The following is a 12,852-nucleotide window of genomic DNA, read 5'->3' on the forward strand; positions in this document are numbered from 1 at the left end:
TTAATAATTGAAAACTCTTTGTGTAAACAAAGAGTTTTTTAACAAAAAGGAAATTAGTAAGCAAAATGGAAAATGTGACGAACGTAATTGAGATGCGCCATATTGTTAAGGATTTCAATGGCTTTAAGGCTAATGACGATATCAATTTGGTCTTGCGGCATGGTGAAATCTTAGCTTTACTTGGCGAAAATGGTGCGGGGAAGTCAACCTTGATGAGTATTTTATCGGGGTTATTAGCACCAACTGCTGGTGAAATCCTGGTGCGTGGTCACCAAGTTGATGTTAAGAATCCAACAATAGCTAAGAATTTGGGTATTGGAATGGTGCACCAGCACTTTATGTTAATGGATTCATTTACCGTTTTAGAAAATATTATTTTAGGGCATGAAACAACTAAGGGTCCTAAATTAGATTTAAAAAAGGCGCGAACTCAAATTGATGAGTTATCCAAACGTTATGGTCTGAATGTCGACCCTAACAAAAGGGTGGGCGATATTACCGTGGCGCAGCAGCAGCGAGTAGAAATCTTGAAGGTGCTCTACCGCGGTGCGGATATTTTGATTTTTGATGAACCGACGGCAGTGTTAACACCGCAAGAAATTACAGAATTTATCAAGATTCTTAAGGAACTGGCCAAAGAAGGCAAATCAATTATTTTAATTACGCATAAATTAGAAGAAATCAAAAGAGCAGCTGACCGCGTGACCGTTATTCGCGCTGGTAAAAGTGTGGGTACTTTTAAGGTAGCCGATGTTACTGACAATAATTTAGCGGAATTAATGGTTGGTCGCCACGTCAATATGCGCCTAACTAAGCCCGCAGTAGAATTAGGCAAGACTATTCTTAACGTAACTAATCTGCAAGTTAAAAATAAGCAGGGGATTGTGGCTCTTAAAGGCTTATCCTTTAACCTGCGTGGCGGTGAGATTTTGGGTGTAGCCGGAATTGACGGCAACGGTCAAGATGAACTAGTAGAAGCAATAACGGGTTTGCAGCACGTTAACGCGGGCAAGATTATGGTTAATGGGCGTGATTTGACTAACCAAAAGGTACGTAAAATTACGCAAGGCGGCGTGGCTCATATTCCCGCTGACCGGCAAAAATATGGTTTAATTTTGCCATTTTCGATTGCTGATAATTTAGCTTTGCAGAATTATTATCAAAAGCCATTCTCGCGCCATCATATCTTGCATCATGATGTAATTAATCAGCATGCACAACAACTGGTGAAAAAGTTTGATATTCGAACAACTGGAATTAATTTACCAGTTAGTGACTTGTCGGGGGGTAACCAGCAAAAGGTAATTATTGCTCGGGAACTAGACCGTGATAGTAATTTAATTATCGCATTTCAACCAACACGGGGACTAGATGTCGGGGCAATTGAATATATTCATAAGCAACTGTTAGAAGAGCGAGCAAAGGGCAGGGCAATTTTGTTAATTTCTTATGAATTAGATGAAATTATGCAATTATCTGACCGAATTATTGTGCTTCACGATGGTAATATTTCTGGCGAAGTTAAACCAGAAGAAACTAGTGATGAAGAATTAGGTCTGTTGATGACCGGAGTTAAGAAAGAAGGTACTGCTCTTGCTTAAAGTAACATCCAGAACCAAAAGAATTTTAGTACCAATTATTTCTATCCTTGCTGGCTTTTTAATTGGTGCAGTAATTATGTTAATTTGGAATTACAATCCCATTCAGGCTTATACTTCAATGTTTGCTAGTGCTCTTGGTAATATGAATGGCATTGGTGAAACAATTCGGGAGGCCACGCCGCTGATTTTTACGGCGATTGGCTTCGCAATTGCTTCCAGTGCTGGCTTTTTCAATATTGGTTTACCCGGTCAAGCACAAGCTGGTTGGCTAGCTTCAATCTGGGTCGTGTTAGCTAATCCTAATTTACCCAAAGTTGTCTTACTGCCGCTGGCGATAATTACGGGAATTATTGCTGGCGCGATTGTGGCAGGGATTGCTGGTTGGTTGCGGGCCCAATTTGGGACGAATGAAGTTATCACTACAATCATGCTTAATTATATTGTGCTCTACTCATGTCAATATTTGATGCAGCAGGTGATGCCTAGCAGTTTGCGGTTAGATACGGATACAACTAAGACAATTGCTGCTAATGGTAGTTTGAAGATTGACTGGCTGAGTTCTTTCTTTGGTGATTCGCGGATTAACGCGGGGATATTTCTAGCTTTAATTGCAGTTGTGGTCTACTGGTATCTAATGAAAAAGACGACCACTGGCTTTGAAATTCGGTCAGTTGGGACCAATTCTTATGCCAGTCGTTATGCCGGAATGTCTACTAAGAAAAACATTATGTTGTCCATGCTTTTATCGGGAGGATTTGCCGGACTTGGCGGTGTTGTCCAAGGCTTAGGCACCTACCAAAACTACTTTACACAGACTACGAGTTTGGATATTGGTTGGGATGGACTGTCTGTTGCCTTATTGGGCGGCAGTACGGCTGTCGGTATTTTACTGGCTGCATTATTGTTCTCAATTTTAAAAATTGGTGGCTTGGGAATGCAGACAATAGCTGGTATTCCTTATGAAATCGTCTCAATTGTGATTGCGGCAATTATTTTCTTTATTGCCATTCAGTATGTGATTGGCCGCTTGTTTAAGGATAAGCAGTCACCTAATTTAGCAGCTATTAAAAAAGAAGTTCAAGCAGATAACGGGAGGCAAAAATAATGAGTTTGGTAGCGATTCTATCTTTACTAGTGTCATCGACTTTTGTCTATTCGGCACCGCTAATTTTTACTGCATTGGGCGGGGTTTATAGTGAGAACGCTGGTGTCACTAACATTGGTCTTGAAGGAATTATGACGATGGGTGCCTTCTCGTCGATTGTATTTAACCTGACTTTTGCCGGTACTTTTGGCAAAATCACGCCGTGGCTAGGTGCATTAGTCGGCGGGATTGTGGGGCTGATCTTTTCACTATTGCATGCAGTAGCGACAATTAACTTTCACGCTGATCATATTATTAGTGGCACGGTGCTAAATTTAATGGCACCACCGCTCGGTGTTTTCTTGATTAAGGCTATTTATGATAAAGGTCAAACAGAGAATATCAGTCAGAGCTTTGGTTATTTTTCTTTTCCGGGTTTGGCTAATATTCCAGTGATTGGTCCAATTTTCTTTCAAAATACTTCGGCACCAGCTTGGGTAGCGATTATTGTGACCATTATTCTTTGGTGGGTGCTTTACAAGACACGCTTTGGTTTGCGGCTGCGCTCTTGCGGTGAAAATCCTCAAGCCGCTGATACATTGGGAATTAATGTTTACGGGATGCGTTATGCTGGCGTTTTAATTTCCGGCTTCCTTGGCGGGATTGGTGGTGCTATTTTTGCGGAAGCAATTTCGGGGAACTTTTCTGTTTCCACAATCGTTGGTCAGGGCTTTATGGCTTTGGCAGCGGTAATCTTTGGTAAGTGGAATCCGCTTGGGGCAATGCTAGCATCATTATTCTTTGGTTTTGCGCAGAGTATTAGTATCATTGGTAATCAACTGCCATTTTTCAATCATATTCCCGCTGTTTACATGCAGATTGCACCGTATGTAATTACAATTGTAGTGTTAGTATTGTTCTTTGGTAAATCGGTTGCGCCAGCTGCCGATGGTCAAAATTATATCAAGTCAAAATAAGGGGAAAGCATGAAACAAATTTATTTTAACCATGATGGAAACATTGATGATCTAGTATCATATTTACTGCTCTTGCAGGCACCTGATATTAAATTATTAGGCGTGGGTGCGATTGATGCCGATGGCTATGTTGATCCGGCGGTTGAGGTTTGCCGGAAGATGACCGACCGCTTTAATTTGCGCGGTGACAAGTTAGAAATCGCTAAGTCAGATTCACGAGCAGTCAATCAGTTCCCTCAAGAATGGCGGACGGCTTCGTATTCCTTTAATTATTTGCCAATGTTAAATGAATCAGGCAAGATGATTACCAAACAAGCAGAATTGCCGGCTCATTTAGACATGATTGCCAAACTTAAGAGCGCAACAGAGCCAATTACCTTAGTAATGACAGGACCATTGACGGATTTGGCAAGGGCACTTGATGAGGACCCAACAATTGAAAGTAAAATTGCCAAGCTTTATTGGATGGGTGGCTCACTTGATGGTCACGGCAATGTGGTGATGGTTAATGCCGATGGCAGCCAGGAGTGGAATGCCTTTTGGGATCCCCAGGCTGTTAGTCGTGTGTTAGTATCACATATTCCGATGCAAATCGTAGGGCTTGAAAGCAGTGAGGAATTACCGCTGACTGATGAATTGCGGATGCACTGGGCAAGCTTGCGCAAGTATCCAGCAATGGACTTGGTGGGTCAAGGCTACAGCTTATTGGTTAATCCGCCGGTGCAAACAGCGCAACTGTATTTTTGGGATGTTTTGACCACAATTAGTGCACTGTATCCTGAAGTTGTTTCTGAAGTTGAGCAGCGTAAAGTTCGAGTGATTACTTCCGGAATTGCTCAAGGGCGAATGGAAGACGATCCCAATGGCCGTGAAATTACTCTAGTTACTAAAGCCAACAAGGAATTGTTCTTCAAGCGCTTTGACGAATTATTGGAGCAAAGTAGGTAGTGCGGCGGTCAAGACTTATTGCCTCAATTATGGCAATTGGATTACTTAGTTTCTTAGGAATTGTAATTGAAACCTCACTGAACATTGCTTTTCCAATGTTGATGCGCGAGTTTAATTTGTCTGCTAGTACAGTACAATGGCTAACGACCGGCTACATGTTGATAGCGACGATCTTAATCCCGTTTGGTTCCTTTTTGCGTCGTCGGTTTCACGCACTTAATATTTTTCGTGTCGCAGTTGTTAGTTTCCTATTAGGGACAATATGTGCAAGTTTAGCAACAGATTTTCCAATGATATTATTTGGTCGCTTGCTAGAAGGAGTTGCAGATGGTCTTTGTCTGCCGTTAATGTTTTCAATTATTTTAGAACAGGCTCCGAAAAAGGCTGTCGGTACCTTTATGGGAATTGGCAGCTTGGTTATTGCCTTTGCGCCTGCAGTTGGTCCAGTATATGGTGGTCTTGTACTGAAATATTGGTCATGGCAGCAACTTTTTTGGCTAGTCATGCCAGTAATTATTTTGACGTGGCTGCTGGGTGAGGTGAGTATTACTCAAGTTAAAAAGCCAGAACAGATACATTTTGACTTGCAAGGCGGATTACTATTGGCAGTCTTATTGACAGCCACATTATTGTTGGTGGTCAGTGTAACTTCGAACGAGTTAAACTGGTTATGGCAGATATTGCTGTTAATCATTGCGGTAATTAGTTTGGTTTTGTTTATAAAATGTGAACAGCATAAATCAATTAAGCTGCTAGACTTATCATTATTCCAAAACAAAACCTTTGTAATTTTTTTGAGTGCATTCTTTTTACTGCAGTTGCTATCACTGGCGATGTCTTACTTAATACCCAATGTTTTACAACTGGCATTTAAGAAATCGACGGCTACAACTGGATTGTTAGTTTTGCCAGCTGCAGTAGTTGATGCAGTAATGTCGGCAATTGCTGGCCTTATTTATGATCGTGTTAGTCACAAATTACCAATTATTGTTGGTACAGGAATAATCGTTTTAACTTTTGGAATAGCTAATTTATTAATTCCTAGTGTTATCTTGCTGGCTATAATGTATGTCGTGTTTATGATTGGCTTGGGGTTAAGTTACAGTAATATCATGACTTTAAGCTTAGCTCAATTACCAGAACAGGTCATGAATGATGGCAACGCTATTTATATGACAGCTCAAAGTTACTCAGGTGCAGTTGGTACGGCGCTTGCGGCTTCTTTGTTATCTGTAATGCAAAAAGAGAGTATAGGGGTTGCAGTGGGGACATTGCAGGGACTAAAACTTAATTTGATGGTCTTTTTGGTTTTATCACTAATTGCATTTTTCCTGTGTAGCTGGTCATTATCTAAATTGAAAAATTAAATCAACAAAAAAACGAGGTTCGATTTTAGAATCTCGTTTTTTAAGTATATTAAAACTAAAATTTAGTTTTAAGCCAAAGTATCCCAAACTGGCAGGTCAGTGATTGGACCTTCAGCTAAGGCAACTTGCTCTGGTGTTAGGTACTTCTTGTGGACAACAACTTCATAAGTATATTGCTTAAACCAATCGTTAGTCATTACGAAAAAGCCTTTGTCGCCATTCTTTTCGCCCCAAGAATTCTCAACTTTCCATTGGCGAATATGACCATTGTCTTCATCAACACCAACCAAGGTCATGGCATGGGTTGAAGCAGCTGATCCTGTGCGCAATTGGTCGGCCTTGGACATCTTGGAATTAATGCCAAACAAGTCATCTAATTGATACAGGTTAGTATCGAGATAGCCTTGCTTACGGTCGCTTTGCTCACCAACATCGTTACCGAACCAAACAGCTTCACCGTCTTTTAATTGGGCAACAGCGGCTTGTTCGAGATATTCCATTGGTACATTCAGGAATTTAACCTGATAAGAACCTTCAACGTTGTCTTCAAATGGTAGTCCGTATAACTTGTCATATTCATGGTCAGGAGCATTAGTTAAAACGACATAGTCGTCAAAGTCTACGTCACCAAGATACTTATGTAAAAATTCAAGTGGTGTTAAATCTTTGTCCAAATGATACTGCTTATCGTCATCACGGTATTCTAAGTCAAATTTCTTAGGTGGCTCACCAACAGCAATTGCTGTCATTTGGTAAACTTCACTTAAAAATTGTTGCCGTGTTTCCTCGATTTCTTCATCCTTGCCAGTTTGCTTTAAATCCCGCAATACCAGTGCGTCTTTACGCATTTTATCGCCCAAGGCTTTAGCAAAAGCATTCGTATTATTGGTGTTGAAATTTTCTGGCATTGCATAAGTTGGTACGACACCATATTTTTCAACTAAAGCTGCTGCCATGTGGAATTGTCCGCCATCTTCGCCAGCATCCCGCAAATATGCTTTAACAGTTCGTGAGTCAAGTGGTTCATCGGCACTAGCTAAAATATTGTCGTAAAAAATATTGGCGCGTTCAATTTTATCCCAGAAAAAGTTGTAACTTTGTGAGAAGGTAAAGTTCTTAACGTGGTATTTTTTACCAAAATTGTGGCGCAAAATATTTAACGTTGCAAATTCCCAGCAGCGACCAGATTGTTGCTGGTTAGTAACATTTTCCGTATCTAATTCTGTTGAAAAAACGCGTGTCAGTTCACCCTGTACACGTTCATTATATGAAGCCATCAGAACACCGCTCTTTTGAGCAGCGCGGGCAACAACTTGATTTTTTGGATTCTCGTTAAACTTGTCAGCGAACTGTTCAAGTTCTTGCACGGTTAATTTGTGTCCCATATCGTATCTCCTTTTTAATCTTTTTTGAATTACTCTCTAATTTTAAGCTAAAAGAAAACCGAGTTCAATTACTGAACTCAGTTTTTTTATTATTAACCTAATGGATCCCAAACTGGTAAATCTTCGGCAATTGGGCCTTCTGCTAAAGCTAATTGCTCTGGTGTCAAGTACTTTTTGTGAACAGCAACTTCGTAAACATAGTCGTTAAACCAGTCATTGCTCATTACAAAGTAGCCGTTCTTACCAACTTGATCGCCCCAAGAGTTTTCAACTTTCCAGCGGCGAACCTCGCCTTGATCTTCATCGACGCCAACAAAAGTCATGGCGTGTGAGAAGTTTGCTTCGCCAGTGCGCAGTCTATCAGCCTTACTCATCTTTAAGTCAACGTCAAAGAGATGGTTCATTTGGTAAAGTTCAGAGTCAAGGTAGCCCTTTGGCCGGTCTAATTCGTGCAATACATCGTTGCCAAACCATACAGCCTCACCATCTTTAAGCTGGCGAATGGTTGCAGTAGCCAAGTATTCCATTGGCACGTTGAGCAGCTTGATTTCACATAAGCCCGCAACATTGTTGTCAGCAGAAAAGCCGTATAGTTTGTTATATTCGTGGTTAGGTGAGTTGGTTAAAACAACATAATCATCTAAGTCAAGGTCGCCAAGATACTTTTGGTAGAAGGTTTGCGGGGTTAAATCCTTATCTAGATGATACTTCTTGTCATCATCGCGATATTCCAGATCAAATTTCTTAGGTGGTTCACCAATGGCAATTGCCGTCATTCGGTAGACTTCATTTAAGAACCGGTCTTGAGTTTGCGTAACTTCTTCATCCTTGCCAGCTTGCTTTAATTGGCGCAAGACTAAGGCATCTTTGCGCAGCTTTTTGCCCAAAGCCATCTGCAAGGCATCGGTGTTATTGCTGTTAAAGCTTTCAGGCATTGCGTAACTAGGGACAACGCCGTACTTTTGCACTAGGGATGCGGCCAGCTGCCAGTGACCGCCGTCTTGACCAGCACTTGCCAGATACTTGCGGACAGTTCGCGAGTCAAGCGATTGGTCGGCAGTTGCAATAATATGGTTATAAAAAATATTGGCACGTTCAATTTTATCCCAGAAAAAATTATAACTTTGTGAGAAAGTAAAATCTTTAATATGATATTTTTTACCAAAGTAGTGACGTAGAACGTTGAGTGCCGCGAATTCCCAACAGCGTCCGGAATGCTTTTGCGCGGTAACTTGACCGACATCCAATTCTGTTGAAAAGACGCGGTTTAAGTCATTGCTGACCTTTTGTTCATTATATGAAGCCGCAAAAATTCCACTCTTTTGAGCAGCACGGGCAATGACCTGATTTTGGGGATCGTTGTTAAAGTCGGCAGAATACTTTGCCAATTCTTGGATTGAAAGTTGATGATTCATTAGGTAATTCTCCTTTTTTAATTAATTATTAATAATTATTTTAGGACAAAATAAAAACGAGTTCAACAGCTGAACTCGTTTTAGAGAATTACGTGTATTGGCAACTTATCTAAGACTTCTTGCAAATATAATAATAAGTTAATCGATTGAGATCGAGTTATCATTGCTGCCAGCAGATTGCTTTGGCATTGTGATAGTCAATACACCATTATCATACTTTGCATGAATCTCACTTGCAACTACATTTGGTAATCTAAAGCTGCGGGAAATGTGCCCCGCACTTCTTTCACGGTGGATAATACTGCTATCTTTTGATAAATCTTTAAATGATTTTCTTGAGCCAGATACGCTCAAAACCCCGTTATTATAGTTTAAATTGATCTTTTCTTTATCCATGCCGGGCATATCAACCTTAACAACATAGTTCTTGTCGTTTTCGGCAACATCAGCCTGCATTAATTTTGCCATTTCGTTATTATCAAAAAATTTCTGTGGAAGGTCAAACCAATCATTCATTGCGTCAAATAAGTCATTGTGACGATTCGTTAAATCTTGTACCATAGTAAAAACTTCCTTTCAAAAATTAATTATTTGTAGAGAAGACTTTCATTTCTTCTTTACACTGATTATTATAGTAGGCAGATTAGGAAAATTAAAATATTTAGCACTCTTAATTTTAGAGTGCTAAATTTAGATATAAAACACTGTCGTTATCAGTTATTTTACTTGTGGATAATTTTAGATTAAAAAATAGGGGAGTAATCTTGATGGTTTATTATCAAAAAATGACGCCTGAAGGCTACCAAAAAATCAAGGATGAAATTGCGGATTTGAAAAAAGACCGACCGCGCCGAATTAAGATTTTGCAGGAAGCGCGCAGCTTAGGTGACTTATCCGAAAATACTGAATATACCGAGGCCAAACGTGACTTGGGACACTTGCAAAGCCGCTTGCGGTACTTAGATAAGCAGTTAAAATACGCTGAAATTGTGGAAAAGACTGATGATGGCAAAGTTGATTTAGGCAAGACGGTAACGTTAAAGTTTGCTGGTGATAATGAAGTTGAAGAATATCGCATCGTTGGCCGGATGGAAGCAGATTTAGATGAAGGAAAAGTTGCATTTGACTCACCACTGGGGCAGGCGCTTATGAAGCAGACAGCCCAGACGACGGTAACGGTAGCGGCGCCTGCTGGTGAATATCAAGTAACAATTATTAAAGTTGATTAAATTGGTTTGAAAAAATAGATATTATTAGTTTCCTGATAGTGCTATCATTAGCTTAATACAAGGGGAGGAGAAGATTTATGTTTAAGTGGATTTTAGCGCGTCCGGATTCGCAAAAACGAGTGCCGCAAGAAAAAATCGGCAAGACTTATAAGTTACGGCAACTTGGTGTTTTACTTGCAACTTGCATTGGCTATATTGGGTATTACATCATTAGGCTGGTTTTTACGACTGAACAAAACGATATTATGAGGGTATATCACTTTACTACCGCTGATATTGGTCTGATTTTGTCGTGCTTTGGTATTGGCTATGGTGTTGCCAAGCTGTTTATGGGTGCATTAGCTGATAAGTGTGATGCTAATCGCTATCTAATGCTTGGTTTATTATTGTCGGCAATCTTAAATATCTTTTTGGGCAGCAGTCGCAATTTATATATTATGATGCTCTTAATGTTTTTAATTGCTGTAACTCAAGGTATGGGGGCGGCAGCTTGTCAGCGAATGATTCAGTTATGGTGGGGACCAAGAATAAGGGGAACGATGTATTCAATTTGGTCTTCAGCGCATAATGCTGGGTCATTTATTTGTGTTGCTGTGGTGCAGCTAGCGAGCTTTTTGTTTGCCGGTTCATTGCCAGCTGTCTTTTATACAGCTTCAGTAGTATCATTTATTATTTGTATTTTGATTTTGCTTTTGGGAGCTGATCGGCCAGCAGTTGTGGGCTTACCCGATATTTCTACTTACACTGGTGACAAGGTCGTTTTGGATAATGGACAAACCGTAACTTCTGATTCAACGCAGTTAAGTATTATCCAAATTTTTGTTAAGTATATTTTGAAGAATAAGCTTGTTTGGGCGGTGACATTAACCTCGATGTCGCTTTATCTCGTACGTTATGGAATTCAAAGCTGGATTCCATCGTATTTAGTCCAAACGAAGGGCTTTGATCCTAGTGTTGCTAAATGGGTAATCGGAATTTTCGAATTAGCATCTGTTCCGGGAGTAATTATTATCGGTGCAATTTCCGATTTGCTTAAAGGGCGCCGGGCACAAGTTTCAATTGCCTGTGTTATTGGCGTACTATTATGTTTAACTGTTTATTTCTTTACCGATAATCATACTTTAATTATTGTGGCCTTAATTATTATGGGGAATTTGATTTATGCACCGCTAACTTTAGTGGGCTTAATGATTAATGAAGTTGTACCCAAGTTTGCCGTGGGAGCGTCAACGGGATTTATGGGCTTTTTCCAGTATATTTTTGGTGAAACTTTAGCTACGGCTTTGATTGGGATTTTAGTTAATCAATTTGGCTGGCTTGCCAGCAACACAATTTTGTATCTTGCTTCAGGTCTAGCAATTATCTTTTTGTTATATACGGCAAGAAGTGAAAAACTGATGCGGCAAAAAGCGATGAGCAAGTAATAAAAGCAGTTTTGAATGTATTATAATTGATGATAAGTGGTCGAAATGGATTAGAAAAAATCTGTTGAAATTTCATAAAATTGTCTTTTTTTGCTATAATATGGAATTTGTAGAGTACACAAATGGATAGAGGTAATTTTTGTGAATACACCAGCATCAAGAGAGGGCAACTTAATCCGCTATATTATTTATTTTATTGGCTATTTAATGGCTGCCGGCACGGTTAAGCTGGTTACTATAAATTTACCAATTCGTCTTTGGGATTTAATTTTATTTGCATTAATTTCTTTAATGATTTTGTTGTTCTTCATTTATCGTTTTAATCGCGAGCAGCGCTTTTTTGACCGTAGTTTTTCAGGGTCATGGCTTGGTAATTTTGGCATGACTATTAGTTTAACTTTGATGGTAACCGCATTGCGAATTGGTGTTTCGTGGTTGCAAGCTTATGGCAAAGTTAAACCGTATAGTTTTCAAACATTATATTTACAGCATGAATCAGTTAAGATGTATTGGTTTTTGGTTGTAGCGTTGGGAATTGTCCTACCGATTTTGCAGGAATTTTTGATTACGGGATTTTTGTTTAATTATGCATTTAGGCGCAACACAATGTTAACGGCAATTTTGGGCATTGTGACCTCGGGCATTTTGTTTAGTGTTTTGAATTGGCAGATGTCGCTGCCTCTTTTAGTGATTAATGCGGTGTTTGGAGCCTTATTTGCGTGGTCTTACCTCTACACGCAGACCTTGTGGATGCCGGTTTATTTAGCCGTGGTCAATGGCATCATTCTCATGATTATGATATAAAAAATAAAAGGCAATGATTTTTCAATCATTGCCTTTTTTAGTTAAGCGGATAGCGTGAATCGAACCCGCATCTTCAGCTTGGGAAGCTAACATTTTACCATTAAACTATACCCGCGTTACTAAAATAGTTTATCATGTTTCAAGAATATTGCCAAGCTTAATTTTTAACAGAAGATTATCTGCCTTATTTTTTATAAATACTTTATGCTAATATTAGCTTATTTGGTATAATCATTAAGACGTAGAAAAGTTAAAAGACAGTTTACTACCTGTGAGTGAAGGGACTGATGCCGATGAGCATGAGTGGATTCATACTCCAATCTATTGTAAGAAGGGAGGACAGGTAGGTGCAGATCATTTTAGCCTTAGTGTTAATTTTTGCTATTAGTTTAGTCAAATTGGCATTTAAGCTGGCTAAAATGAAGCAGTACCAGCTGCTGGCGGCAGTGATAATCAATCTATTGCCGCTAGTAGTTGAACTGCTAAGAAGTTTACTCAAGTAATTTTGGGTAAACAAAAACCGTCTTACTCTACCAAAGGATGATATGAACCCCGAAATTAGAACAAACTAATTTCGGGGTTTTACTATGGTTAAATTATCTAAACAAGACAAAATTG

At 39.6% G+C, this 12,852-nt stretch carries 12 protein-coding genes and 1 tRNA gene; 9 read left to right on the top strand and 4 right to left on the bottom strand.

Annotated elements, in window-relative coordinates; genetic code table 11:
* The first annotated feature begins 65 nt into the window (after positions 1-65).
* The 5 genes from PT281_RS01400 to PT281_RS01420 are packed head-to-tail and all read left to right on the top strand — an operon-like array spanning position 66 to position 5,977.
* Positions 66-1,601 carry an ABC transporter ATP-binding protein gene (locus tag PT281_RS01400; protein WP_277151351.1) on the top strand — a complete coding sequence of 512 codons (1,536 nt, stop codon included), beginning with the start codon at positions 66-68 and terminating at the stop codon, positions 1,599-1,601.
* Positions 1,594-2,706, top strand: coding sequence for an ABC transporter permease (locus tag PT281_RS01405; protein ID WP_277151352.1), 1,113 nt, complete (start codon positions 1,594-1,596; stop codon positions 2,704-2,706). The genes PT281_RS01400 and PT281_RS01405 overlap by 8 nt, the downstream gene beginning before the upstream one ends.
* On the top strand, positions 2,706-3,662 hold the full coding sequence (locus tag PT281_RS01410; RefSeq protein ID WP_277151354.1) for an ABC transporter permease: 957 nt from the start codon (positions 2,706-2,708) through the stop codon (positions 3,660-3,662). The genes PT281_RS01405 and PT281_RS01410 overlap by 1 nt, the downstream gene beginning before the upstream one ends.
* Positions 3,663-3,671: 9 nt before the next feature.
* A complete protein-coding gene (locus PT281_RS01415) occupies positions 3,672-4,610 on the top strand; it encodes a nucleoside hydrolase (protein WP_277151356.1) in 939 nt (312 codons plus the stop codon).
* The gene (locus tag PT281_RS01420; protein WP_277151358.1) at positions 4,610-5,977 is read left to right on the top strand and encodes an MFS transporter; all 1,368 of its coding nucleotides are present in this window, start codon (positions 4,610-4,612) and stop codon (positions 5,975-5,977) included. The genes PT281_RS01415 and PT281_RS01420 overlap by 1 nt, the downstream gene beginning before the upstream one ends.
* 68 nt (positions 5,978-6,045) lie before the next feature.
* Here the strand turns inward: PT281_RS01420 and PT281_RS01425 are convergent, their stop codons facing one another.
* The 3 genes from PT281_RS01425 to PT281_RS01435 all read right to left on the bottom strand — a co-directional run bounded on the left by PT281_RS01425 (position 6,046) and on the right by PT281_RS01435 (position 9,338).
* The gene (locus PT281_RS01425) at positions 6,046-7,362 is read right to left on the bottom strand and encodes a C1 family peptidase (RefSeq protein WP_277151360.1); all 1,317 of its coding nucleotides are present in this window, start codon (positions 7,360-7,362) and stop codon (positions 6,046-6,048) included.
* Between the two features lie 92 nt (positions 7,363-7,454).
* A complete protein-coding gene (locus tag PT281_RS01430; RefSeq protein ID WP_277151362.1) occupies positions 7,455-8,777 on the bottom strand; it encodes a C1 family peptidase in 1,323 nt (440 codons plus the stop codon).
* A gap of 138 nt (positions 8,778-8,915) precedes the next feature.
* Positions 8,916-9,338 (bottom strand): Hsp20/alpha crystallin family protein, encoded by a 423-nt coding sequence (locus PT281_RS01435; protein ID WP_277151364.1) that lies wholly within the window; start codon positions 9,336-9,338, stop codon positions 8,916-8,918.
* A gap of 206 nt (positions 9,339-9,544) precedes the next feature.
* Here PT281_RS01435 and greA point away from each other — a divergent pair, with 206 nt between their 5' ends.
* The 3 genes from greA (at position 9,545) to PT281_RS01450 (ending at position 12,234) form a co-directional block, all read left to right on the top strand.
* On the top strand, positions 9,545-10,006 hold the full coding sequence (greA, locus tag PT281_RS01440; protein WP_277151365.1) for a transcription elongation factor GreA: 462 nt from the start codon (positions 9,545-9,547) through the stop codon (positions 10,004-10,006).
* Positions 10,007-10,083: 77 nt separating this feature from the next.
* The gene (locus PT281_RS01445; RefSeq protein ID WP_277151367.1) at positions 10,084-11,430 is read left to right on the top strand and encodes an MFS transporter; all 1,347 of its coding nucleotides are present in this window, start codon (positions 10,084-10,086) and stop codon (positions 11,428-11,430) included.
* Between the two features lie 141 nt (positions 11,431-11,571).
* Positions 11,572-12,234 (top strand): CPBP family intramembrane glutamic endopeptidase, encoded by a 663-nt coding sequence (locus PT281_RS01450; RefSeq protein WP_277151368.1) that lies wholly within the window; start codon positions 11,572-11,574, stop codon positions 12,232-12,234.
* A 44-nt stretch (positions 12,235-12,278) separates the two neighbouring features.
* Here PT281_RS01450 and PT281_RS01455 read toward each other — a convergent pair.
* Positions 12,279-12,349, bottom strand: a tRNA-Gly gene (locus PT281_RS01455).
* 232 nt (positions 12,350-12,581) lie between these two features.
* Here PT281_RS01455 and PT281_RS01460 point away from each other — a divergent pair.
* Positions 12,582-12,737: a hypothetical protein gene (locus tag PT281_RS01460; protein WP_277151370.1), complete on the top strand. Its 156-nt coding sequence runs from the start codon at positions 12,582-12,584 to the stop codon at positions 12,735-12,737.
* The last annotated feature ends 115 nt before the right edge of the window (positions 12,738-12,852 follow it).

Source organism: Lactobacillus sp. ESL0701 (assembly GCF_029433445.1).
Taxonomy (GTDB): Bacteria; Bacillota; Bacilli; order Lactobacillales; family Lactobacillaceae; genus Lactobacillus.